Genomic DNA, 23,832 nt, shown 5'->3' with positions numbered 1-23,832 from the left:
CGCCGGGAAATTAGTGTTTGCTCTTGGAGAAAATCACACGCGCCAGGATGTTCAGCAGCAACACGCACAGGGTAATGATCAGTACACCCGCCCACGCCAGGCTTTGCCATTCAGCAAACGGACTCATGGCGAATTTAAAGATAGTCACCGGCAGGTTAGCGATCGGCTGCATCATGTCGGTGCTCCAGAACTGGTTCGACAGCGCAGTAAACAGCAACGGTGCGGTTTCACCGGCAATACGCGCAATCGCCAGCAGCACACCGGTCATAATGCCCGAGACTGACGCCTTCAGGGTGATAGCTGAAATCATCTTCCATTTCGGCGTACCCAGGGCATAGGCTGCCTCACGCATGCTGTCAGGCACCAGGCGCAGCATGTTCTCGGTGGTGCGGATCACAATCGGAATCTGCAACAGCGCCAGCGCCACCACACCGGCCCAACCGGAGAAGTGCTGCATCTGCGCTACCACGATGGTGTAAACGAACAGACCCACCACAATCGACGGTGCGGATAACAGGATATCGTTAATAAAACGAATCACTTCCGCCAGCCAGTGCTTGCGACCATATTCGGCAAGGTAAATCCCCGCCATGATGCCCAGCGGCGTACCGAAGAAGGTTGACCAGAAAATCAATAAACCGCTACCGGCCAGGGCGTTCGCCAGACCACCACCTGCCGTATTAGGCGGCGGGGTCGATTCAGTAAACAGCGACCAGGATAAGCCATCGATACCGCGCGAAACGGTAGTGAACAGAATCCACACCAGCCAGAACAAGCCAAACGCCATCGTCAGTAACGACAACGTCAGCGCAATTTTATTTTTGGTACTGCGCCATGCCTGCATTTTACGACGTGAGGCTTCCAGCTCGGCGCGCGCCTGCAATTCAATCGTTGTCATGAACGGGCTCCTTCACTCTTCGCCAGACGCAGGATCATCAGTTTGGAGATCGCCAGCACGATAAAGGTGATAACAAACAGGATCAGCCCCAGTTCCATCAGTGCCGCCACATGCACGCCGGATTCCGCTTCAGCGAATTCGTTCGCCAGCGCCGAGGTGATGCTGTTGCCTGGCATAAACAGCGAAGCGCTGTCGAGCTGGTAGGTGTTACCGATAATAAAGGTGACCGCCATGGTTTCACCCAGAGCACGGCCCAGGCCGAGCATCACGCCACCGATAACCCCGTTTTTGGTGAACGGCAGCACGATGCGCCAGATCACTTCCCAGGTGGTGCAGCCGATACCATAGGCTGACTCTTTCATCATCACCGGCGTCTGCTCAAACACATCACGCATCACCGAAGCGATATAAGGGATGATCATAATGGCCAGAATCACGCCTGCGGCGAGGATGCCGATACCAAAGGCCGGGCCGGAAAATAGCGCGCCGACGATCGGGATATTCGACATGATGTCACCCACCGGCGTCTGGAAATATTGCGCAAACAGCGGTGCGAAAATAAACAGGCCCCACATGCCGTAAACGATACTGGGAATGGCCGCCAGCAGTTCAATCGCCGTACCAAGCGGACGACGCAGCCAGCCTGGGGCCAGTTCCGTCAGGAACAGGGCGATACCGAAGCTCACCGGAACGGCGATGATCAGCGCAATCAGCGAGGTCACGACAGTTCCGTAAATCGGCACCAGCGCACCAAATTGTTCATTAGGCGCATCCCAGGTTTTGGTCCACAGGAAAGAGAAGCCAAATTTCTGGATGCTGGGCCAGGAGGAGAAAATCAGGGAGACGATGATGCCACCCAGCAGCAACAACACAATCAGCGCGGAGAGTTTAACCAGCGCGCCGAAAATCATGTCACCTTGTTTGCCAGGGGCTTTAAACGTCGGCTTAGTGGCAGCCATAGAAGTCTCTGTTCTCAGGGAATGACAGGGCGACATGATCATCATGCCGCCCATTGGGTAGGCCAGCATTGCGGCTGGCCAGGTCTATCAGTTACTCGAACAGCGCTTTGCCTGAACTGTCTTTGATGTTGGCTTTCCAGGCAGAACGGATCTGCGCGGTTACGCTGTCTGGCAGAGCGGCGTAATCCAGGCTGGTCGCCGTTTTAGAACCGTGTTTGTAAGCCCAGTCGAAGAACTTCAGCACTTCGCTACCTTTTTCAGCATTCGCCTGATCTTTGTAAACCAGGATGAACGTGGTTGAGGAGATCGGCCATGCATCTGCGCCTTTCTGGAAAGTCAGGTCCTGAGCAAAGGTTTCGCTCCAGTTCGCGCCTTTCGCCGCGTTAGAGAAGCTGGTTTCGCTCGGCGATACCGCTTTACCGTCAGCATCCATCAGTTTGGTATAGGTCAGGTTGTTCTGCTTAGCGTACGCATATTCTACGTAGCCAATTGAACCCGGCAGACGCTGTACGAATGCAGCCACGCCGTCGTTACCTTTACCGCCCAGACCGGTTGGCCAGTTTACGGTGTTACCTTTACCGATTTTGCTGTTCCACTCTTCGTTCACTTTAGACAGGTAGCTGGTGAAGACGAAAGAAGTACCGGAACCATCAGCGCGGCGTACCACGTTGATATTGGTGTCAGGCAGTTTTACGCCCTTGTTCAGTTTGGCAATCGCCGGATCGTTCCACTTTTTGATGTTACCCAGGTAGATGTCACCAACGGTTTTGCCGTCGAGGGTCAGCTCACCTGATTTAATACCAGGGATATTCACTGCCAGTACCACACCACCGATCACGGTCGGGAACTGGAACAGGCCATTTTTTTGCAGATCTTCATCTTTCATCGGCGCATCTGACGCACCGAAATCGACGGTTTTGGCGATGATTTGCTTCACGCCGCCTGAAGAACCAATACCCTGATAGTTGATTTTGCTACCGGTGGCTTGCTGGTATTCTGCTGCCCACTTGGCATAAACCGGTGCCGGGAACGTCCCGCCTGCGCCAGTCAGATCGGTTGCTGCAAAAGCAGAGACCGCGCTTACTGCGAAGGTGGCGGCGAGGATTCGGGCTACGGTGCTACGCATCAGTGTCATGTTCCCTCCAGGGGAGTTAAAAAAATCAGGCTCTATGCCATTTTAGTAGGAGTCATTGATTGCTGCTGGAGGGAAAATAGGACAGTTTGATTACAGTCAAATGTACGAAATATGACAGTTTTATGACATCGTTTAAAAATGAAGCGGGACCTGACAGGCCCCGCTTTTCTTACTGATTATTCAACGGTAACTGATTTCGCCAGGTTACGTGGCTGATCAACATCGGTACCTTTAATCAACGCCACATGGTACGAAAGCAGTTGCAGCGGTACGGTGTAGAAGATCGGCGCAATCACCTCTTCTACGTGCGGCAGTGAGATAATCTTCATGCCTTCGCTGTCGCTGAAACCCGCATCCTGATCGGCGAACACATACAGCAGACCACCGCGCGCGCGCACCTCTTCAATATTCGACTTCAGCTTTTCCAGTAACTCATTGTTCGGTGCCACCACAATCACTGGCATATCGGCATCAATCAGCGCCAGCGGCCCATGCTTCAGCTCACCGGCAGCATAGGCTTCCGCGTGAATGTAGGAGATCTCTTTGAGCTTCAGCGCCCCTTCCATCGCAATCGGGTACTGATCGCCACGGCCAAGGAACAGCGCGTGATGTTTGTCAGAGAAACCTTCCGCCAGACTTTCGATAACCTTGTCCTGCGCCAGCATCTGCTCAATACGGCTCGGCAGCGCCTGTAATGCGTGCACAATCTCGTGCTCGGTGTCGGCAGACATACCGTGCAGACGCCCCAGTTTCGCCACCAGCATCAGCAATACCGTAAGCTGCGTGGTAAAGGCTTTGGTGGAAGCCACACCGATTTCGGTGCCCGCTTTGGTCATCAGCGCCAGATCGGATTCCCGCACCAGCGACGAACCCGCAACGTTACAAATCGCCAGAGAACCGAGGTAGCCCAGTTCTTTCGACAGACGTAGCGCGGCCAGCGTATCTGCCGTCTCACCTGACTGCGACAGCGTGATCAGCAGGCTGTTTTTACGTACGGCGGATTTGCGATAGCGGAATTCAGAAGCGATTTCGACATCGCAGGGAATGTTGGCCAGCGACTCAAACCAATAACGCGACACCATACCGGAGTTGTACGACGTACCGCAGGCGATAATCTGGATATGGTCAACGTTGCTCAGCAGGTCTTCAGCCTGCGGGCCAAGTTCACTGAGATCGACTTCACCGTGGCTAAAACGACCGGTTAAGGTGTTTTTGATCGCCATCGGCTGTTCATAAATCTCTTTCTGCATATAGTGACGATAGACGCCTTTGTCACCGGCATCGTACTGCACGTTGGATTCAATCTCGGCGCGATTAACCGGTTTGCCACTGCGATCGACAATCGTCACTTCACGGCGGGTGATTTCAGCGATATCGCCCTCTTCCAGATAGATGAAGCGGCGCGTCACCGGCAGCAATGCCAGCTGATCAGAGGCGATAAAGTTTTCGCCCATGCCACGACCGACCACCAGCGGGCTACCGGAACGGGCAGCCACCAGCAGCGACGGATCGCGGCTATCCATGATCACCATGCCATAAGCACCACGCAGCTGCGGGATGACCCGCAATACCACTTCACGCAGCGAACCACCCTGCTTCTGCTCCCAGTGCACCAGATGCGCCACCACTTCGGTGTCGGTTTCTGAGGCAAACTGGTAGCCGCGTTCAATCAGTTGTGCACGCAGCGGCTCATGGTTCTCAATGATGCCGTTATGCACAATGATGATGTGCTCAGAAATATGCGGATGCGCATTGGCTTCTGAGGGTTCACCGTGCGTTGCCCAGCGGGTGTGAGCGATACCGGTGCCGCCAATCAACGGCTGTTGTTCCGCCGCCTCTGCCAGCTTCTGCACTTTGCCGAGACGACGCAGACGCGTCACATGGCCCTGACGATCAACGACGGCCAGACCAGCCGAATCGTAACCGCGATATTCGAGACGACGCAGACCTTCCAGCAGAATCTCTGCAATGTCGCGCTGTGCTACTGCACCAACAATTCCACACATAATAGTTTCCTGACTTCATGGCTTTCGGCCATTGCGTTGTCATCTGACCTGATATCCGGCATTGCCGGTTCCCCGAGCCTTGTAGAGAGTGGGGATAGAGTTATATTTACTGCTAACAGGCCGGTCTTTGCCGGCCATTAAAAATTACTTTTTCTTCACCGGGCGCTGCCAGCCGGCTTTCTGGTTCTGTTCTTTACGGTTATAAACCAGAACCGCAGCGGGAACGTCTTTCATCACCGTGGTGCCTGCGGCGATAGTTGCGCCACTGGCAATGGTCACCGGAGCAACCAGCTGCGTGTCGGAGCCAACAAAGACGTTATCGCCAATGATGGTTTTCGATTTGTTCGCGCCATCGTAATTGCAGGTGATGGTACCCGCACCGATATTCACGTCCTCGCCGATCTCCGCATCACCCAGATAAGAGAGATGTCCGGCTTTGGAGCCTTTGCCGAGGCTGGCTTTTTTCATTTCAACGAAGTTACCCACATGCGCCTTTTCACCCAACTCGCTGCCAGGACGCAGACGGGCAAACGGGCCGACGGTACAAGCCGCCGCCAGGCTGGCATCTTCAATTACCGAATACGCACTGATTTCACAGTCATCGGCAATCACGCTGTTTTTGATGATGCAACCCGCCGCAATTTTCACGCGATCACCCAGCGTCACGTGACCTTCGATGATCACATTGGTATCGATTTCGACATCGCGCCCGTGTTGCAGCGTACCGCGCAGATCAAAACGTGCCGGGTCGCGCAACATGACGCCAGCCAGCAACAATCTCTCGGCTTGTTCAGCCTGATATGCACGCTCCAGCGCAGCCAGTTGCAGGCGATTGTTCACACCGTCGGTTTCGCTGATCCGCGCCGGATGGACCGCCTGCACGACACGACCTTCCTGATGCGCCATGGCAATAATGTCGGTAATATAAAACTCGCCCTGGGCATTGTTGCTGTTCAGCTGAGAAAGCCAGCGTTTGAGATCGCCGCCGTTGGCAACCAGGATACCGGTGTTGATTTCCTGAATCTTCAGCTGTTCTGCCGAGGCATCTTTTTGTTCCACGATGCCGGTGATGGTGTCGTGTTCACGTACGATGCGACCATAACCGGTGGGATTGTCGAGAACTACCGTCAGTAGCCCGATGCCGCCTGCTGGTTTGGCGGCGCGCAGACGCTGCAAAGTCTCCTGCGAGATCAGCGGCACATCGCCGTACAACATCAGAATATCTTCGTTATCGGCGAAATAAGGAGCCGCCTGCTGCATCGCATGTCCGGTGCCCAGTTGCTGTGCCTGAAGTACCCAGTTCAGGGTGTTCCCGGCAAGCTGTGCTTTGAGTTGATCACCGCCATGACCATACACCAGATGGATTTGCTGGGCACCCAGCCCGGTGGCGGCGTCAATCACATGCTGAACCATCGGTTTTCCTGCCAGGGTATGCAGAACTTTGGGGAGATCGGAATACATACGGGTGCCCTTGCCAGCAGCAAGAATCACCACACTCATCGCAGTTGTAGACATAACCATCCTGACTCTGTTTTAGCTTTCGAAAGTTTAAGGTTTACCCCTGAGATTACTACATTTTTCTCGGATCGAAATTAGAGGATGTCGCAATGTGCTGACGGGAAAGTACAGGCAAAAAAAATGCCAGCCCAAAGGGCTGGCATTTCGTGACGCATAAAGCCTGATTACATCGCTTTTTTGGTCAGCTCGATTACACGCAGTTTCGCGATAGCTTTCGCCAGTTCGGCAGAGGCCTGCGCATAGTCCACGTCACCGTGGCTGCTGCTCATGTGCTCTTCTGCTTTACGTTTCGCTTCCAGCGCGCGCGCCTCGTCCAGGTCTTCACCACGAATCGCGGTGTCGGCCAGCACAGTGGTGCTACTCGGCTGTACTTCCAGCACGCCGCCAGAGAGGTAGATGTACTCCTCTTCGCCGTGCTGTTTAACGATGCGAATCATACCAGGCTTGATGGCAGTCAGGAGCGGGGCGTGACCCGGGAAAATACCCAGTTCACCTTCGCTACCTGACACCTGGATTTTCTGCACCAGACCGGAGAACATTTGTTGCTCCGCGCTGACCACATCCAGGTGATAAGTCATAGCCATATCATTCCTCCCGGGAAACCGAAATTACAGTTTCTTCGCTTTTTCCACAGCTTCGTCGATCGCGCCAACCATGTAGAAAGCCTGCTCTGGCAGATGGTCGAATTCACCTTCCATGATGCCTTTGAAGCCACGGATGGTGTCTTTCAGCGATACGTACTTACCTGGAGAACCGGTGAACACTTCAGCAACGAAGAACGGCTGAGACAGGAAGCGCTGAATTTTACGCGCACGTGCCACCAGCAGTTTGTCATCTTCAGACAGCTCGTCCATACCGAGGATGGCGATGATGTCTTTCAGTTCCTGGTAACGTTGCAGCAGTGACTGTACGCCACGCGCTACATCGTAGTGCTCCTGACCAACAACCAGCGGATCCAGCTGACGGCTGGTGGAATCCAGCGGGTCAACGGCCGGGTAGATACCCAGAGAAGCGATCTGACGGCTCAGGGTTACAGTTGAGTCCAGGTGGGCGAAGGTGGTCGCCGGAGACGGGTCAGTCAAGTCATCCGCAGGAACGTAAACGGCCTGTACGGAAGTGATTGAACCGGTCTTGGTGGAGGTAATACGCTCCTGCAACACACCCATCTCTTCAGCCAGAGTCGGCTGATAACCTACCGCTGAAGGCATACGACCCAGCAGTGCAGAAACTTCTGTACCGGCCAGGGTGTAACGATAGATGTTGTCGATGAACAGCAGTACGTCACGGCCTTCATCACGGAATTTTTCCGCCATGGTCAGACCGGTCAGTGCGACGCGCAGACGGTTACCCGGCGGCTCGTTCATCTGGCCATACACCAGCGCTACTTTATCGATAACGTTGGAGTCAGTCATTTCGTGGTAGAAGTCGTTACCCTCACGAGTACGCTCACCCACACCGGCAAATACCGAGTAACCTGAGTGCTCAGCCGCGATGTTACGGATCAGCTCCATCATGTTTACGGTTTTACCTACACCCGCACCACCGAACAGACCGACTTTACCGCCCTTAGCGAACGGACACATCAGGTCGATAACCTTGATGCCGGTTTCCAGCAGTTCCTGCGAGTTAGACTGTTCTTCATAAGAAGGTGCTGCACGGTGAATAGAGGAAACCTCTACTGCGCTGCCGTCTTCTTCTTTCAGGTCGCCTTTCATGTCGATCGGCTCGCCCAGCACGTTCATGATACGGCCGAGGGTTGCTTTACCAACCGGTACCTGGATCGGTTTTTTCAGGTCGGTGACTTCCAGACCGCGCTTCAGGCCGTCAGAAGTACCCATGGCGATGGTACGAACCACGCCACCACCCAGCTGCTGCTGAACTTCCAGCACCAGACGAGCATCACCATTCTTAACCTCAAGGGCGCTGTACACTTGCGGTACTGCATCCTGAGGGAATTCGACGTCAACTACGGCGCCGATAATCTGGACAATCTTTCCAGCTGCCATCTTGAATCCTCTACCTAATTCCAAACCTGGTTAAACCGCGGAGGCCCCCGAGACGATCTCGGTAAGTTCCTGGGTGATGCTGGCCTGACGAGCTTTGTTGTAAACCAACTGCAGCTCTTTGATCAGATTTCCGCCGTTATCGGTTGCAGCTTTCATCGCAACCATACGTGCGGCCTGCTCACTGGCCAGGTTTTCCACCACACCCTGATAAACCTGCGATTCGACATAACGACGCAGCAGGGTATCCAGCAGCGCTTTCGGATCGGGTTCGTACAGGTAATCCCAGGTCTTCGCCTTCATCTCTTCTTCACCTTCCGCTGGCGGTAACGGCAGCAGTTGGGTAATGGTCGGAGTCTGAGACATGGTGTTATTAAACTTGTTGCTGACGACATACAGCTTGTCGATGCGGCCTTCATCATAAGCCTGCAACATCACTTTTACCGGGCCGATCAATTCAGACAGTGAAGGCTTATCGCCCATGCCTGTAACCTGCGCCACGATGTTGCCACCCACAGAGCCGAAGAAACCCAGCCCTTTGGAACCGATAATCGCCAGATCGCTCTGTACGCCTTTATCAGTCCAGGCTTTCATTTCTGCCAGCACTTTTTTGAACAGGTTAATGTTCAAACCACCACAAAGCCCGCGGTCAGTCGAAACGACCAGGTAGCCGACGCGCTTAACGTCACGCTCATCCAGGTAAGGGTGCTTGTATTCCAGATTACCTAACGCAAGGTGACCAATCACTTTGCGCATGGTATCTGCATACGGACGACTGGCCGCCATGCGTTCCTGCGTTTTACGCATCTTGGAGGCGGCGACCATTTCCATTGCTTTGGTAATCTTCTGCGTGTTTTTCACGCTTCCGATTTTGGATCGTATTTCTTTTGCGCCGGCCATTAGCTTCTCCTCAAAGCCTTGCGGCCTGCCTTTTCAGACAAGCCGCCAGACATTACCAGGACTGGGTTGCTTTAAACGTTTCAAGGAGGCCTTTCAGCTTCTCTTCGATTTCGTTGTTGAAGTTACCAGACTGGTTGATTTCAGCCATCAGCTCGGCGTGGTCGCGGTCTGCAAACGCCAGCAGCGCTGCTTCGAAGCTACCAATTTTTGCCAGCTCAACGTCGTTCAGGAAGCCACGCTCTGCAGCAAACAGCACCAGACCCTGCTGCGCGATTGACATCGGCGCATACTGTTTCTGTTTCAGCAGCTCGGTCACTTTCTGACCGTGGCTCAGCTGTTTACGGGTTGCATCGTCCAGATCAGAAGCGAACTGAGAGAACGCCGCCAGTTCACGATACTGTGCCAGAGCGGTACGGATACCACCGGACAGTTTCTTGATGATCTTGGTCTGCGCTGCACCACCCACACGAGATACTGAGATCCCTGGGTTAACTGCCGGACGAATACCGGAGTTGAACAGGTTAGATTCCAGGAAGATCTGACCATCGGTGATTGAAATCACGTTGGTCGGAACGAACGCAGAAACGTCACCCGCCTGGGTTTCGATGATCGGCAGTGCAGTCAGAGAACCGGTCTTACCTTTCACTTCACCATTGGTGAAACGCTCAACGTAATCAGCGGTAACGCGTGATGCACGCTCCAGCAGACGAGAGTGGAGGTAGAACACGTCGCCAGGGAACGCTTCACGACCCGGCGGACGACGGAGCAGCAGAGAAATCTGACGGTAAGCAACAGCCTGCTTAGACAGGTCATCGTATACGATCAGCGCATCTTCACCACGGTCACGGAAGTATTCGCCCATTGCGCAACCGGCATACGGTGCCAGGTATTGCAGTGCAGCAGATTCAGAAGCAGAAGCCACAACCACGATGGTGTTAGCCAGTGCACCGTGTTCTTCCAGCTTACGTACCACGTTAGAGATGGTAGAAGCTTTCTGACCGATCGCAACGTACACGCATTTGATGCCTGAATCGCGCTGGTTGATGATGGCGTCGATAGCCATCGCCGTTTTACCGGTCTGACGGTCACCGATGATCAGCTCACGCTGGCCACGGCCGATTGGAATCATCGCATCGACAGATTTGTAACCAGTCTGAACTGGCTCATCAACAGACTGACGATCGATAACGCCCGGAGCAATCACTTCAACCGGCGAGAAGCCGTCGTTTTCGATTGCGCCTTTACCGTCGATTGGAGCACCCAGGGTGTTCACAACGCGACCCAGCAGGCCACGTCCAACCGGCACTTCCAGAATACGGCCAGTACACTTAACCTTCATGCCTTCGGCGAGGTCAGCGTACGGACCCATCACCACCGCACCTACAGAGTCACGCTCGAGGTTCAGGGCGATAGCGTAACGGTTACCCGGCAGGGCAATCATCTCACCCTGCATTACATCGGCCAGGCCGTGTACGCGGATGATACCGTCACTTACAGAAACAATAGTACCTTCATTGTGAGCTTCGCTCACGACATTGAACTGAGCAATGCGCTGCTTGATCAGTTCGCTGATTTCGGTGGAATTCAGTTGCATATGCTCCAGTCCCCTTAAGACTGCAAGGCGTCTGCCAGACGCTCAAGACGGCCGCGAACGCTGCCATCAATCACCAGATCACCCGCACGGATGACCACGCCTGCCATTACAGACTTATCAATTTTGCAATTCAGCTTAACTTTGCGTGACAGACGTTTTTCCATCGCGGCGCTGATTTTCGTCAGCTGGCCGTCGCTCAGCGTACTGGCAGAAATCACATCAACTTCGGCCGTCGCTTCGTGCGCGTCACGCAGTTGAATGAACTGTTCCAGTACATCTGGAAGCGCTGTCAAACGTCCGTTTTCCGCCATCACCTTAATCAGGTTCTGAGCGTATTCATCCAGTTGATCACCACAGACTGCGATGAAAGAAGCAGATAAGGCTTCCGGTGCTAAGGCACCGGAAAGAAGATCTGCCATCTGTTCGTTGCCAGCCACTTCTGCGGCAAACGCCAGCATGTTTTGCCAGCGCTCGATACTTTGATGCTCAACAGCAAAGTCAAAAGCTGCTTTGGCGTAGGGGCGAGCTACAGTAATCAGTTCAGACATCAGCCCCTCCCTCCTTACAGTTCAGCGACCAGTTTATCAACGATGTCGCTGTTAGCAGCTTCATCTACGGAACGTTCGATGATCTTCTCGGCGCCAGCTAATGCCAGCAACGCGACTTGCTTACGCAGCTCTTCGCGGACACGTGAACGCTCGGCTTCGATTTCTGCCTGCGCCTGCGCCACGATGCGGTTACGTTCAGTCTCAGCTTCAGTTTTCACTTCGTCCAGAATCTGTGCACGGCGTTTGTTCGCCTGCTCGATAATGACCTGGGCTTCTTCTTTGGCTTTTTTCAGCTGGTCGGTCGCATTGGCCTGCGCGAGATCCAAATCTTTCTTCGCGCGTTCAGCAGAAGCAAGGCCATCAGCAATTTCTTTCTGGCGCTTTTCGATGGCAGCCATAATCGGCGGCCATACGTACTTCATGCAGAACGCGACAAACAGGATGAACGCGATGGCCTGGCCGAGGATTGTTGCATTAATGTTCACAGCACAATGCCTCTTATTAAGTTAACTTGCTCTGCCGTTATCAATGATAAGCGGCAGAATCCGTTTCTCACCACACCGGGTGTCATGAGAAACAAAGGCTATCAGGCTTAGGCGACAGCGAACATCACGTAGAGACCCAGACCAACAGCGATCATCGGGATTGCATCCACCAGACCCATTACAACAAAGAACTGCGTGCGCAGCAGAGGAATCAGGTCCGGCTGACGCGCTGCGCCTTCCAGGAATTTTCCACCGAGGATGCCGATACCGATCGCAGCACCGATTGCCGCCAGGCCCATCATCACAGCGGCAGCCATGTACAGCAGATCCATATTCAGGTTTTCCATGACAGTCTCCAGTTTGTTTCAGTTAAAAGCTAAGTAGTTGAGATAAAAATCAATGTTCTTCAGATGCCATCGACAGATAGACGATCGTGAGGACCATGAAAATGAAAGCCTGCAGCGAAATGATCAGGATGTGGAAAATGGCCCACGGCACATTCAACACCCATTGCGACCACCACGGCAGCAGACCGGCAATCAGGATAAAGATCAGCTCACCCGCATACATGTTGCCGAACAGTCGCAGACCGAGTGAAACCGGTTTGGACAGCAGGCTAACACCTTCAAGAATCAGGTTGATGGGGATGAAGATCGGGTGATTAAAAGGCTGCAGCGTCAGCTCTTTGGCGAAGCCACCTACACCTTTCATTTTGATGCTGTAGAACAGAATCAAAATAAATACGCCCAGCGCCATAGACAGCGTGATGTTCACGTCCGCAGACGGCACGACGCGCAGCGCCGGCAGGCCTAAATAGTGCTCACCGATAAACGGCAGCAGGTCGATAGGCAGCAGATCCATGAAGTTCATCAGGAAGACCCAGACGAAAATCGTCAGAGCCAGCGGGGCGATAAGTTTGCTTTTACCGTGGTACATGTCGCGTACGTTGTTATCAACGAAACCGACAACCAATTCGATAGCCGCTTGTAATTTCCCTGGCACACCGCTGGTGGCGCTTTTGGCCACTTTACGGAACAACACCAGGAAGATAAGTCCCAGCACCAGAGAGAAAAACATGGAATCGATATTTAATACCCAGAACGTCGCGGGAGCGTCGTGCGGATTCACTAACTCGAAAGTACGCAGGTCCAGCTGAAGGTTATTCAGGTGGTGACCTATGTATTCTTGCGGAGTAGAGATTTCTCCTGCAGCCATGATGCCTCTTACCCTTTGTTGTTAATTACAGCCGGTGCGACGATCTGCACCACCAGCACCGATAACCAGGTGATTGCGACTGGCCAGAAGACCGCCCCAAACACACCCAACGCCACAATGAGAAAAATAATGGTGGCGAACACCTTTAACACTTCACCGAAGGCGAAGCTCCAGGCTACACGCCCTTTGGCCGGTGTTTGCCCCTGCAGGCGCCAGGCTAAAAACATAAACAACACATTCGGCAGCCAGGCTGCCAGCCCACCCGCGATGGCGGAGGCACCCCAGATAACATCTTTCAGGGCAAACAACGCACCGATTACGACAAATGTCACCAGCTGAAAAAGCAGCACGGTTCGGGCTAATTTTACACTGTAAAGAGACACTGACATGGTGCTGAACTCTCCTGCCCCGAATGGGGTATGTCGCGTGTCGTATAAGACTGCCTTTACTCATTTGAGTCAAGCAGCAAAAGCCGTGCAAATTATACGGGCCGCACCTGCGATTTCAATCGCTAAGTAGCGAAAAGGTGAACAATTATTTAAATTTCTTTCCGGAGGGCTATTTCTCAAAAGATTCACATCAAAGAATGATGGTTTCATGAGGTGAAATTGCGCCTGCCACTTGCTTTTAAAGCGTGCTTCAGATCACATTATAAGCATATGGACATGATGTGATTTTGTTTTGAACATAGAAACATCCATTTCAGATTGGACAAAAAAGTCCATTTATCAGAAAGATAAAATTATAATCAGGTCACATCGACTGGATTAACGATAAAAACACTCTATTGACATCTCACAGCGTAATAAAATCGCAAAACTGATATTACGCACGCCGATTTATTGCAGAGTTATATTTTCTGGCGTGACTATTCTTTCACGTAAATACACCCAGAGAAGTGATCTAACTGATAATGAAATGTGAATTAAACGTTAAATGTAACAGAGCTTTTCGGATAATTTCCGCCAGGAATGTTAACTCGCTTCCCCTGCCCTGCTGAATAAATCTCTTTATCGTCTATCGTTCGATTGCTGCTTTTTTATCCACCCCATCAGGTAACTCAAATGGTATAGATTGGTCTTAATCCATACCATTTTCGGGGCTATTGACGGGCGATCACCACCAGATGACGTTCCCCATCCAGCTCAGGTACCTGTAATGGATAAACCTGCTGCACCACAAAGCCCGCCGGTAAGGTGTTTATTTCATCATCCGGGCGCACGCCTTTCAGGGCATAGAAGTGTCCCTGCGCCGAAGGAAGATGATGGCACCAGTTCACCATATCCTCAAGCGAAGCGAAAGCACGGCTGATCACCCCATCAAATGGCGGCTCCGCCGGAAACTCTTCGACACGACTCTGCACCGGCGTAACGTTAGTGAGCCCTAACTCATGTTGCACCTGACGCAGGAAACGAACACGCTTGCCGAGGCTATCCAGCAGCGTGAAATGCGCCTGTGGACGCACAATCGCCAGTGGAATACCCGGTAATCCCGGTCCGGTCCCCACATCAATAAAGCGATCGCCCTGTAAATGCGGCTCCACCACGATGCTATCGAGAATATGGCGCACCAGCATCTGCTGCGGATCGCGTACGGATGTCAGGTTGTAGGCTTTATTCCATTTATGCAGCAACTCAACATAACCAACCAGCTGTTGTTTTTGTTGATCGGAGAGAGAAATGTTTGCCGCTTTCAGCAGCGCGGAGAGTTTGTTAATCACGACGAGAATTCCATTAACGGGGGCGAGCAGGCCCGCCCCGTGATCAATCAGGCGCTTTTACGCAGCAGGCCCTGTTTTTTCAGGTAAATCAGCAAAATGGAGATGGCAGCTGGCGTAATGCCAGAAATGCGTGACGCCTGGCCAATCGAGCTGGGTTTGTGATCGTTGAGTTTAGCAATCACTTCATTCGACAGACCCGAGACCTGACGGTAATCAAGCGTCGCAGGCAACAAGGTGTTTTCATTGCGCTGCTGGCGATCGATCTCTTCCTGCTGACGCGCAATGTAACCTTCGTATTTCACCTGGATTTCGACCTGCTCTGCAGCCTGTTCATCGGCCAGCGCCGGGCCATAGCTGTTCAGCGAGGTCAGCAACGCATAGGTCATTTCCGGACGACGCAGCAAATCTTCACCACTGGCTTCTTTGGTCAGCGGCGAACTGGTGATGCTGTTCACTTCCGCTACGTTGTCCGATTTTGGATGCACCCACAAATCGCGCAGACGTTGACGTTCCAGCTCAATGGCTTCCAGTTTCTGGTTGTAACGCGCCCAACGCGCATCATCCACCAGACCCAGCTCGCGACCGGTTTCAGTCAGACGCAAATCCGCGTTGTCTTCGCGCAGCATCAGACGATATTCCGCGCGTGAGGTAAACATGCGGTACGGTTCTTTGGTACCCAGTGTGCACAGGTCATCAACCAGCACACCCATGTAAGCCTGATCGCGACGCGGCGCCCAGCCTTCTTTATCGGCGGATTGACGAGCCGCGTTCAGACCGGCCAGCAGACCCTGGGCCGCCGCTTCTTCATAGCCGGTGGTGCCGTTGATCTGGCCCGCGAAGAACAGACCCTGGATATATTTGCTCTCCAGCGTCAGTTTCAGGTCACGCGGGTCGAAAAAGTCATACTCGATGGCATAACCCGGACGCACAATCTTCGCGTTTTCCAGGCCCTTCATCGAACGGACGATTTGCATCTGCACATCAAATGGCAGACTGGTGGAAATTCCGTTCGGATAGATTTCGTTGCTGGTCAGCCCTTCCGGTTCAAGGAAGATCTGATGCGAGTTACGATCGGCAAAGCGCATCACTTTATCTTCGATCGACGGGCAATAACGCGGGCCGATCCCTTCGATAATCCCGGCATACATCGGGCTGCGATCGAGGTTGTTGCGGATCACATCATGGGTTTGTTCATTGGTATGGGTGATCCAGCACGGCACCTGTTGTGGGTGCTGGCTGACATTGCCCATGAATGAAAACACCGGCATTGGGTCATCGCCGTGCTGCGGTGACAGCTGGGTGAAGTCAATGGTGCGCGCGTCAATACGCGGCGGAGTACCGGTCTTCAGACGGCCAACCCGCAGCGGCAGCGCGCGCAGGCGTTTTGATAATGGGATCGATGGCGGATCGCCTGCGCGACCACCGCTGTAGTTATCCATCCCGATATGAATTTTACCATCGAGGAAGGTCCCGACAGTCAGCACTACTGTTTTGGCACGGAATTTCAAACCCATCTGCGTTACAGCGCCGACGACACGATCGTTTTCCACAATCAGATCATCAACCGCCTGCTGGAAGATCATCAGGTTCGGCTGATTCTCCAGCGCAGAACGCACTGCCTGACGATACAGCACACGGTCAGCCTGTGCACGGGTCGCACGCACGGCCGGGCCTTTGCTCGCGTTTAGTATCCTAAACTGGATACCCGCTTTGTCGATTGCCGTTGCCATCAAACCGCCGAGGGCATCCACTTCCTTCACTAGGTGTCCTTTGCCGATACCACCGATTGCCGGGTTGCAGGACATTTGTCCCAGCTTATCAATGTCATGGGTGAGTAACAGGGTTTGTTGACCCATTCGGGCAGCTGCCATCGCGGCCTCTGTGCCCGCATGACCACCACCAATTACGATGACGTCAAAAGGATCTGGATAAAACATGAAGTGGTACCTCGTTAATGTTCGGACAGGGATCATTGCCCTGGGCGGTGGATTCTACTGAAATTCTGTCTGCGGTGAAAGTCGCGGGATCCTGAGGTTTAAAAGAAAGGATCTTTATTCTTTGGATGATCTTCCTGTTAGATCTCTTATTAGAATCGCCCCTTGCTGTTGATAACCTGAAAAAGCACTTAAGCAACAGCATCTTGGTCTGGATCATTTGCTGTTAATGATCGGTGATCCTGATCCGTATAAGCTGAGATCAAAATGCCTTGTTATCCACAGCTAAGAAAAGCATCATCGGTTGTTCTTGGGATAACTACCGGTTATACGCATGATTCAGACTATGTTATCCACAGGAGATCGGGAAATAAAAATCCTAAAACAGCGGAAAACTCTGGGGATCGCCCCGATTTCACGATCCCCAACCGGCCAGGATCACCTTATAACTGTGTTTTCCAGCTTGCCAGCCACACTTCGGCCGGATCTTCCGGAATCTCATGCTCCAGCACGTCGATCTCCAGGCGATCGCCAATACGTTTGGCTCCCAGCTGGTTCAGTTGATCCTCCAGCAGCCTGATCGCGCCACAAAACAGATCGTATTCGTGGTTGCCAATGCCTACTGCGCCAAAACGAACGGCGGAGAGATCCGGTTGAGTCTCTTTTAATGCTTCATAGAATGGCAGCAGGTTATCAGGCAGCTCACCCGCGCCGTGCGTCGAGGTCACAATCAGCCAGATACCTTCCTGTGGCACTTCATCCAGCTCCGGTCCATGCAGCACCGTGGTAGAGAAGCCCGCATCCTGGAGTTTTTCTTCCAGATGTTCGGCGACATATTCGGCGCTGCCCAGGGTACTGCCAGTGATTAACGTGATATCGGCCATGATGCTCTCCGGAACTCAAAGGCGAGCATTGTACGCTGTGATCAAGCCGTGATCCACCTGTGGAAAACAGGGTTAATAACGAAAAGCACGGGCTGCCAGGCTGCATCCCAGGTGAGATCTGCCTGGGATAAGTTTGTGCACAGGAAAGGAAGGGATCAGGGTTTGATGGTACGCATGATCGGGTTTTGCAGGGAGATCAGGGTTTCGGTGGACTGAATTTCGTCAATGGTCTGGATCTTGTTGATCAGCACCTGTTGCAGGGCATCAATGGAACGGCACATGACCTTAATAAAGATGCTGTAGTGACCGGTGGTGTACCAGGCCTCGACCACTTCATCCAGCGCTTCCAGCTTGCTGAGCGCGGCGGGATAGTCACGGGCGCTTTTCAGGATAATGCCAATGAAGCAACAGACGTCAAAACCCAGCTGGCGCGGATCGATCTCGACTCTGGTACCGAGAATGATGCCAGCCTGACGCATCTTCTCAACACGTACGTGGATCGTGCCAGGACTGACATTGAACTGTTTGGCCAGCTCGGCATAAGCGGTGCGGGCATTCTCCAGCAACGCATTTAAAATGCCGCGATCCAGGTTATCCAGCTGCACATGTTCCGCCATTTCCTTCCCTCTTAAACTCGTCTTCAGTGAACAGAGGAGAATGTGCAGCAAAATGGCGGAGCAGGCAAGGCGCAGACAACGGGGCTGCCGTTGTCTGCACGCTTTTAACGCTTACGCCACAAGGTGACCTGTGCCAGCGTGTGCTGGAACTTACGCGCCGTCTCACGAATGACGAAAGGCACATCCTGCGGTGCTGCGATCTCTTCAAATTCGTCACGCAGTAAACGTTGCAGCGCCTGATAGGTCGTCAGCGCTTCGCCGTTTTCCCGCACGCCACCCAGCCAGTTTTCCTTCGGCGTGAAATCTTCCAGCCAGGTATAAGGCGATGACAACACCAACAGGCCGCCTGAGCGAATCATCGGCGCGATATCCTGCAGGAAGCGTTTTGGCTGGCGCAGGCGATCGATCAGATTTGATGCCAGTACCAAATCGTAGCGATTCGGCTGCGGCTTCAGGTTACAGGCATCGCCCTGCACGAACTGAATGCGCTGCGCCTGTTCATCAGACAGACCAAACTCTTTCAGGCGCACCTGGCGATACTCCACCAGCTCACCCTCCTCCGGCACCACATAGCGGAAATCCTCTCCGGAGGTCAGTTGCAGCGCCACATCAATAAAGCGTGCCGAGTAATCCATGCCGACTACCTGCTCGAAGTGGCGTGCCAGTTCAAAGCTGGCGCGACCGGTGGCACAACCGATATCCAGCGCCTGTCCACGCTGTGTGCAGTGCGGCAACAGCAGCGTGACCAGATGTTCCGCATAATTAGGCACGCCGTAATAGCATGGCCCGTACTGGAAATCGAGGTACTGCGACACCATGCTGTCGGTTTCATACGGATTCAGCGCCATCGTTTCTTCATGTGAGGAAACCACATAACGGAAACCGGCGTGCTGGAAGAAGTGACGTCGGAAGGCATAGCGTGAAGATTTTAGCGCTTCATTACCGGTAGAAATCCAGCTGCCGCCTTTGATTAACGCATGTTTGCCATCAAAGGTTGGGGTGGAGAAGTCATCGTATAGCGGGTGCACCTTAAAGCCTTCAAAACCGTTGATAGGCGTGGTGGTCCATTGCCAGACGTTACCGACGATATCGAAAAACTCGCCCTGGTTGCAGCGATCGACCGGGCAGGAAGACGCCCAGTGCGCCAGATTGATATTACCTGGTGCTTCGATCCAGTCAGGCTGATCGCCACTGACTAATTCACGCAGCTGCATCCACTCAGCTTCACAGGGGAGCTGGATGGCTTTGCCGGTTTCTTCCGCCAGCCAGCGACAAAACGCCGCGGCTTCCAGCTGATTAACCTCAGCGGGCCAGTCCCATGGCATCGGAACTTCTTCGGTCATCAGCCGCAGTTTTAGCTGATCGGGTTGCTGAATATCACCCACCCAGAAGCTGGGCATCTGTGCGCTGGAAAACTCGCGCCAGCCCCAGCCTTCGTCATCCCACCAGCGTTTTTGCTGGTAACCACCCGCAGCGACGAAGGTGAAAAATTCCGCGTTGCTGACCAGCATCCTGCTGGCTTTGAACGGTTTTAGCTCAGTTGTCTTGCTGCCATATTCGTTATCCCAGCCGTAGGTATCGTCGGTTTTGCCCTGTTGCACACGGCCACCGGGCATCGCAATCAAGGAGTTAGCTGGCACCTGACTACGATCGTGCCGTGCCTGCGGGCATACCGGCCAGTGCGGCTGCGGTTTTACCCACTCGATTGGCAACTGGCGCATCAGCACGCTGGAGGTTTCCAGATGAATGCGCTCATGTTCGATACCCATCAGAATCACCCATGCCGGGCTATCCCAGTTGACAGGGAGTTCCAGCGGCATGGTCTGGATAAATTCGCTGACCAGGCTTTTGACCTTGCCGCGATAGTCGCGCACTTCCGCCACGGTCGGCCAGGCGTAATGGCTGTCGTCGAGATCGTCCCAGCTCATTTCATCCACGCCGATCGCCATCATCGCTTCAATACGATCGTCGACGCGCTGATCAAGATACCCCCCCGCCATCAGCTTATTAATGTAGAAGGTGGCAGTGTGGCCAAAATAGAAGATCAGCGGATGACGCAGTGAAATAGCTTTATTGAAATAGGCACGATCGTCGGCAAGACAATCGAACAGGCTTTCATACAGGTTCCAGGTTTGCTGGAAGTAGGTCAGCAGCTCGGCGCGTTTTTGTTGTGAATTCTGGCCGGAGAGCCGCAGCGTGCGGGTTGGTGTTGGCAGGGCGGTGGTCACGGTGTGCTCCAGTTTGCTCAATGTGAGAACTTATCACTATAGCAAATAAGCATTTCCGCCAGATGACTTAACGCTTCCAGCGCCGCAGCAGGCGGCTTTTCAGGCCGGTGTCAAAGCGCCAGATATGATTGAAAATACGCAGAATACCGGGCTTGCCGTGCGCGGACATCGCCACAGCATGAAAACGTTGCTGATTATGGCGCTGGCGTTGTTTGACGGCGTTAACAATTTCTTCCGGTAAACGCTGCGCGATAAAATCGGAAACGATCACTGCATCGGCTTCCTGCCACAGGCTGCCTTCCATACGCGCCACCACTGCCGCCAGACAGGCAGCCAAATCGGTGCCGCCGCGAAAACGCTGGCTGAGAAAACGTATCGCCTGTTCGATGCCGTTATCGGCAGTTAGTTCATAGCCAATCACTTCATGGGCGAACAGCATGATGTAGCAACGGCGTTTGTCTGCCAGCGCGACTTTCAGCAATGCCAGACAAAAGGCTTTGGCACAGCGTTCATTAAAACCGCCCATGGAACCTGAGGTATCGACGCAGACGATAAAGGGGCCACGCGGTTGTTCTTCGTGCTGCTGGTGGCTGACCGGTCGCAGGCTGACTTTTTCATGCCAGGCTTCACCCTGCAGGCGATAGGTCAGCAGACGCTTCTCGACCAGGCGGCGATAAAACTCCAGCTCCAGCTCGCTAATGCTCAGCGTGGCCAGTTCGGGCGGCAACAGGCGCAGTACATCATCGCTCTGATGAATGCCGCTGACTTCTTCCGGCACGTTATCGGGTTCGCGTACCAGTTGATGAAACTCCTCCAGTGGCGCATCCTGCGACGGCACTGCCTTTGCTTCACGGCTGCGCCCCAGCTGTTGCGCCAGCTTCATCAACTCCGGCTGCTGAGCAAGAAAATCGCCGTACTGCACGATTAACTCATAATCACCATGCTGCAACGGCGCTTTGCTCATATCCCACAAACGTCCGGCAGCAGCTTCATCATCATCAGTGAGGATCGGAGCCAGTTGTCCACTCAGCGCCATGCGTTGTTGCAGCTCCGCCATCAGGCGCTCGCGCTGTTGCTCCAGCAATTGTTGATTTAGCGTCAGGGTTTGCAGTGTCAGGCTAAGCCGCCAGCGTTGCAGAAACAGGGTGTGCTGCGCGTTGCTTAGCTGGTTGCTATCGGTATGCAGCAGCAGTTTGCTGGCTTCTTCAATAAAGGGTGACGGCAGGCTTTTCAGCTGCGTCATGATGGCGGGTAGCTGCTGGCTGAATTCATGCGGGTTCAGCAGTTGCGCCTGCTGGAACAGCTGAAACTCCTGCCCCAGCGCCTCTGGCACCGCGGTGGTTTTCATCTGTTCAGCGATTTCAGAGCGCCAGCGCGGCAGGTCACGCATCATTGCCTGTTTCAGGCGGGGGAATTTCTCAAAAAACATCGCCAGCTGCGGCGACGCGAGCAAAGCCAGAATTAACTCTTCGATCAGCTCGGTTTCACCAATCGACAGCAGGGTGCTCAGCGTCTCCAGCGAGATCATTTACGCGCCTGTTTCAGCTGTTCCGCCACATCCTGCAGGCTGGTTTCAATGCGTGCCAGCCAGTCGTCGCTGATAAACAGACAGCGCTGATGCTGGCTGAACAACGTGCGCTGAGCGCGCAGCTGGTTATCCAGCGCATCAAACTCATCAATGATTTCCTGCGGCATTTCATTGCTGGTACTGGCACCGGGCAGCGTCAGACGCGTTGCCTGCAGGCTCACGTCACGTAACGTCAGGCAATGTTGCGCATCCACCAGCAAATCGAGGCTCTGCGCAAAACCGATGCCGTTGAGCTTGCCACGGATTTCGCCGCCTTTCAGTAACCACTGATTCAGCGCTTCACGGCTGATCAACACATGGCTGACCTGCATGTCATGCAGCATCAGCGGCTGTTGCAACATCAGCGTCAGCTGTTCGTCGCTGAGCGAGGCAGGCAACTCGTAATGAGGTTTACGGCTAAACATGCCGCTGTGCTTTTCCAGCGTCAGTGCCTGCGCCACGCTTTGCTGCTGTTGCAGCGCCAGCCGACGCGCTTTGATCTGCTGGAGTTTCATCAGCATCGGTTGTTGTTGCCAGGCATGCTGCGTCATCAGCGCATCGATTTCACGATCCAGTAGTTTCATCGAGGTCACGTCGTGCCACAGACAATCTTTTAGCAGGATCAGATCCAGCGGGGCAATCGACACACGGCCACTGTAGAAGGCGCTGGCCTGCAACAGATGGATGGCTTTTTTCCAGCGGCGATCGGAGATATAAGGTGCATCGGCCAGGTTTTCCAGCTGCTGACGCAACTGATAAATCAGTTCAAACACATGGTCTGGCAGGCTCACCTGGCTGATGCCTTGTTGCCACTGCTGATACTCTTCATCCGTGATACACAGTGAATCAGCCACCGGATTGACGTTTTCATCCTGCTGGTGGGTCAGCATGCTGCGGAAGTTCTGTTTCTCGTGCACGTTATCGAGCCACAGGCGAATCAGCATGCGGTCATACAAAGCTTCCAGCCCGCTGTCGGCTTCCGGCAGTTCGTTGGAGGCGGTGACCAGCAGGCGCATCGGGATTTTTTCTTCGCTATCACCATTGCGGAAGCGACGTTCATTAATGGCAGTGAGCAGGGTATTAAGAATCGCCGGGCCAGCTTTCCAGATCTCATCCAGAAAGACGATTTCGGCGTCCGGCAGATAACCTTTGGTCAGGCGCTGATAGCGACCTTCATCTTTTAACGCCTGAATGGAAAGAGGACCAAAAACTTCTTCGGGAGTGGAGAAACGCGTCATCAGGTATTCAAACGCGCGGGCATGCTGGAAAGCGTACTTCAGGCGGCGGGCAATCAGGCTTTTGGCGATGCCTGGCGGACCCAGCAAAAAGACGCTTTCGCCACTCAGTGCCGCCAGCAGGCAGAGGCGGATCGCATGATGCCGTTCATACAACCCTTTTTCTAAAGCGTTGCTCAGGCGAGAAATTCTTTCTGCCAAAAGATGGGGTTGAGCCATAATCACATCATTGTCCTTCTGATCCTGTGCCACGCATTCTGGCGAGCGCATTACTCTACTGATTATCATGCGTGAAAGCGTTGATAGCCGTCAGCTTTTTTGTTTCAGAAGGTTGAGGCGAGGCCACTCGCCTGTTCCGGCCTCTTTTTGCCGGATTTTGCAGCGAA

The 23,832-nt window shown here is 53.6% G+C and carries 21 protein-coding genes; all 21 read right to left on the bottom strand.

Annotated elements, in window-relative coordinates:
• Positions 1 to 10: 10 nt before the first annotated feature.
• The 21 genes from pstA to ravA all read right to left on the bottom strand — a co-directional run bounded on the left by pstA (position 11) and on the right by ravA (position 23,665).
• Complete coding sequence (gene pstA / locus HA50_RS20735; protein ID WP_084878131.1) at positions 11 to 898, bottom strand: phosphate ABC transporter permease PstA; 888 nt, start codon at positions 896 to 898, stop codon at positions 11 to 13.
• On the bottom strand, positions 895 to 1,857 hold the full coding sequence (gene pstC, locus HA50_RS20730) for a phosphate ABC transporter permease PstC (RefSeq protein WP_084878129.1): 963 nt from the start codon (positions 1,855 to 1,857) through the stop codon (positions 895 to 897). The genes pstA and pstC overlap by 4 nt, the downstream gene beginning before the upstream one ends.
• Before the next feature lie 91 nt (positions 1,858 to 1,948).
• Positions 1,949 to 2,992 (bottom strand): phosphate ABC transporter substrate-binding protein PstS, encoded by a 1,044-nt coding sequence (gene pstS, locus HA50_RS20725; protein ID WP_084878127.1) that lies wholly within the window; start codon positions 2,990 to 2,992, stop codon positions 1,949 to 1,951.
• Between the two features lie 176 nt (positions 2,993 to 3,168).
• Positions 3,169 to 4,998: a glutamine--fructose-6-phosphate transaminase (isomerizing) gene (gene glmS / locus HA50_RS20720; RefSeq protein ID WP_084878125.1), complete on the bottom strand. Its 1,830-nt coding sequence runs from the start codon at positions 4,996 to 4,998 to the stop codon at positions 3,169 to 3,171.
• Between the two features lie 144 nt (positions 4,999 to 5,142).
• The gene (gene glmU / locus HA50_RS20715; RefSeq protein WP_084878122.1) at positions 5,143 to 6,513 is read right to left on the bottom strand and encodes a bifunctional UDP-N-acetylglucosamine diphosphorylase/glucosamine-1-phosphate N-acetyltransferase GlmU; all 1,371 of its coding nucleotides are present in this window, start codon (positions 6,511 to 6,513) and stop codon (positions 5,143 to 5,145) included.
• Positions 6,514 to 6,680: 167 nt separating this feature from the next.
• The gene (locus HA50_RS20710; RefSeq protein WP_084878118.1) at positions 6,681 to 7,100 is read right to left on the bottom strand and encodes a F0F1 ATP synthase subunit epsilon; all 420 of its coding nucleotides are present in this window, start codon (positions 7,098 to 7,100) and stop codon (positions 6,681 to 6,683) included.
• Positions 7,101 to 7,124: 24 nt separating this feature from the next.
• Complete coding sequence (atpD, locus tag HA50_RS20705; protein ID WP_084878116.1) at positions 7,125 to 8,522, bottom strand: F0F1 ATP synthase subunit beta; 1,398 nt, start codon at positions 8,520 to 8,522, stop codon at positions 7,125 to 7,127.
• Between the two features lie 30 nt (positions 8,523 to 8,552).
• Positions 8,553 to 9,419 (bottom strand): F0F1 ATP synthase subunit gamma, encoded by an 867-nt coding sequence (gene atpG, locus HA50_RS20700; protein WP_084878114.1) that lies wholly within the window; start codon positions 9,417 to 9,419, stop codon positions 8,553 to 8,555.
• 52 nt (positions 9,420 to 9,471) lie between these two features.
• A complete protein-coding gene (atpA, locus tag HA50_RS20695; protein ID WP_084878112.1) occupies positions 9,472 to 11,013 on the bottom strand; it encodes a F0F1 ATP synthase subunit alpha in 1,542 nt (513 codons plus the stop codon).
• A gap of 14 nt (positions 11,014 to 11,027) precedes the next feature.
• Positions 11,028 to 11,561: a F0F1 ATP synthase subunit delta gene (gene atpH / locus HA50_RS20690; RefSeq protein ID WP_084878110.1), complete on the bottom strand. Its 534-nt coding sequence runs from the start codon at positions 11,559 to 11,561 to the stop codon at positions 11,028 to 11,030.
• Between the two features lie 14 nt (positions 11,562 to 11,575).
• Positions 11,576 to 12,046 carry a F0F1 ATP synthase subunit B gene (gene atpF / locus HA50_RS20685; RefSeq protein ID WP_084878108.1) on the bottom strand — a complete coding sequence of 157 codons (471 nt, stop codon included), beginning with the start codon at positions 12,044 to 12,046 and terminating at the stop codon, positions 11,576 to 11,578.
• A gap of 107 nt (positions 12,047 to 12,153) precedes the next feature.
• Positions 12,154 to 12,393, bottom strand: coding sequence for a F0F1 ATP synthase subunit C (gene atpE / locus HA50_RS20680; RefSeq protein ID WP_003849523.1), 240 nt, complete (start codon positions 12,391 to 12,393; stop codon positions 12,154 to 12,156).
• A gap of 49 nt (positions 12,394 to 12,442) precedes the next feature.
• Positions 12,443 to 13,261: a F0F1 ATP synthase subunit A gene (atpB, locus tag HA50_RS20675; protein WP_013511097.1), complete on the bottom strand. Its 819-nt coding sequence runs from the start codon at positions 13,259 to 13,261 to the stop codon at positions 12,443 to 12,445.
• An 8-nt stretch (positions 13,262 to 13,269) separates the two neighbouring features.
• A complete protein-coding gene (gene atpI / locus HA50_RS20670) occupies positions 13,270 to 13,650 on the bottom strand; it encodes a F0F1 ATP synthase subunit I (RefSeq protein WP_084878105.1) in 381 nt (126 codons plus the stop codon).
• Between the two features lie 713 nt (positions 13,651 to 14,363).
• Positions 14,364 to 14,981, bottom strand: coding sequence for a 16S rRNA (guanine(527)-N(7))-methyltransferase RsmG (rsmG, locus tag HA50_RS20665; RefSeq protein ID WP_084878103.1), 618 nt, complete (start codon positions 14,979 to 14,981; stop codon positions 14,364 to 14,366).
• Between the two features lie 47 nt (positions 14,982 to 15,028).
• Entirely contained in the window at positions 15,029 to 16,918 is a 1,890-nt protein-coding gene (gene mnmG, locus HA50_RS20660; protein ID WP_084878101.1) for a tRNA uridine-5-carboxymethylaminomethyl(34) synthesis enzyme MnmG, read from the bottom strand.
• Between the two features lie 440 nt (positions 16,919 to 17,358).
• Positions 17,359 to 17,799, bottom strand: coding sequence for an FMN-binding protein MioC (gene mioC / locus HA50_RS20655; RefSeq protein WP_084878099.1), 441 nt, complete (start codon positions 17,797 to 17,799; stop codon positions 17,359 to 17,361).
• 155 nt (positions 17,800 to 17,954) lie between these two features.
• Positions 17,955 to 18,416, bottom strand: coding sequence for a transcriptional regulator AsnC (gene asnC, locus HA50_RS20650; RefSeq protein WP_013511092.1), 462 nt, complete (start codon positions 18,414 to 18,416; stop codon positions 17,955 to 17,957).
• Positions 18,417 to 18,520: 104 nt separating this feature from the next.
• Positions 18,521 to 20,644 (bottom strand): 5-histidylcysteine sulfoxide synthase, encoded by a 2,124-nt coding sequence (gene ovoA / locus HA50_RS20645; protein ID WP_084878097.1) that lies wholly within the window; start codon positions 20,642 to 20,644, stop codon positions 18,521 to 18,523.
• A 67-nt stretch (positions 20,645 to 20,711) separates the two neighbouring features.
• On the bottom strand, positions 20,712 to 22,172 hold the full coding sequence (viaA, locus tag HA50_RS20640; protein ID WP_084878095.1) for an ATPase RavA stimulator ViaA: 1,461 nt from the start codon (positions 22,170 to 22,172) through the stop codon (positions 20,712 to 20,714).
• On the bottom strand, positions 22,169 to 23,665 hold the full coding sequence (gene ravA / locus HA50_RS20635) for an ATPase RavA (protein WP_084878639.1): 1,497 nt from the start codon (positions 23,663 to 23,665) through the stop codon (positions 22,169 to 22,171). Before ravA ends, viaA begins: the two co-directional genes overlap by 4 nt.
• Positions 23,666 to 23,832 lie beyond the last annotated feature (167 nt).

Source organism: Pantoea cypripedii (assembly GCF_002095535.1).
In the GTDB taxonomy this organism is placed as follows: Bacteria; Pseudomonadota; Gammaproteobacteria; order Enterobacterales; family Enterobacteriaceae; genus Pantoea; species Pantoea cypripedii.
This window is presented reverse-complemented; position numbering and strand designations above follow the sequence as displayed.

Coding starts and splice junctions, on each gene's coding strand:
- atpI (WP_084878105.1), bottom strand. CDS start 13,650: ATGTCAGTGTCTCTTTACAGTGTAAAATTAGCCCGAACCGTGCTGCTT.
- mioC (WP_084878099.1), bottom strand. CDS start 17,799: ATGGCCGATATCACGTTAATCACTGGCAGTACCCTGGGCAGCGCCGAA.
- atpD (WP_084878116.1), bottom strand. CDS start 8,522: ATGGCAGCTGGAAAGATTGTCCAGATTATCGGCGCCGTAGTTGACGTC.
- pstA (WP_084878131.1), bottom strand. CDS start 898: ATGACAACGATTGAATTGCAGGCGCGCGCCGAGCTGGAAGCCTCACGT.
- atpB (WP_013511097.1), bottom strand. CDS start 13,261: ATGGCTGCAGGAGAAATCTCTACTCCGCAAGAATACATAGGTCACCAC.
- glmU (WP_084878122.1), bottom strand. CDS start 6,513: ATGTCTACAACTGCGATGAGTGTGGTGATTCTTGCTGCTGGCAAGGGC.
- glmS (WP_084878125.1), bottom strand. CDS start 4,998: ATGTGTGGAATTGTTGGTGCAGTAGCACAGCGCGACATTGCAGAGATT.
- atpH (WP_084878110.1), bottom strand. CDS start 11,561: ATGTCTGAACTGATTACTGTAGCTCGCCCCTACGCCAAAGCAGCTTTT.
- HA50_RS20710 (WP_084878118.1), bottom strand. CDS start 7,100: ATGGCTATGACTTATCACCTGGATGTGGTCAGCGCGGAGCAACAAATG.
- viaA (WP_084878095.1), bottom strand. CDS start 22,172: ATGATCTCGCTGGAGACGCTGAGCACCCTGCTGTCGATTGGTGAAACC.
- pstC (WP_084878129.1), bottom strand. CDS start 1,857: ATGGCTGCCACTAAGCCGACGTTTAAAGCCCCTGGCAAACAAGGTGAC.
- atpA (WP_084878112.1), bottom strand. CDS start 11,013: ATGCAACTGAATTCCACCGAAATCAGCGAACTGATCAAGCAGCGCATT.
- asnC (WP_013511092.1), bottom strand. CDS start 18,416: ATGGCGGAACATGTGCAGCTGGATAACCTGGATCGCGGCATTTTAAAT.
- atpG (WP_084878114.1), bottom strand. CDS start 9,419: ATGGCCGGCGCAAAAGAAATACGATCCAAAATCGGAAGCGTGAAAAAC.
- pstS (WP_084878127.1), bottom strand. CDS start 2,992: ATGACACTGATGCGTAGCACCGTAGCCCGAATCCTCGCCGCCACCTTC.
- atpE (WP_003849523.1), bottom strand. CDS start 12,393: ATGGAAAACCTGAATATGGATCTGCTGTACATGGCTGCCGCTGTGATG.
- mnmG (WP_084878101.1), bottom strand. CDS start 16,918: ATGTTTTATCCAGATCCTTTTGACGTCATCGTAATTGGTGGTGGTCAT.
- ravA (WP_084878639.1), bottom strand. CDS start 23,665: ATGGCTCAACCCCATCTTTTGGCAGAAAGAATTTCTCGCCTGAGCAAC.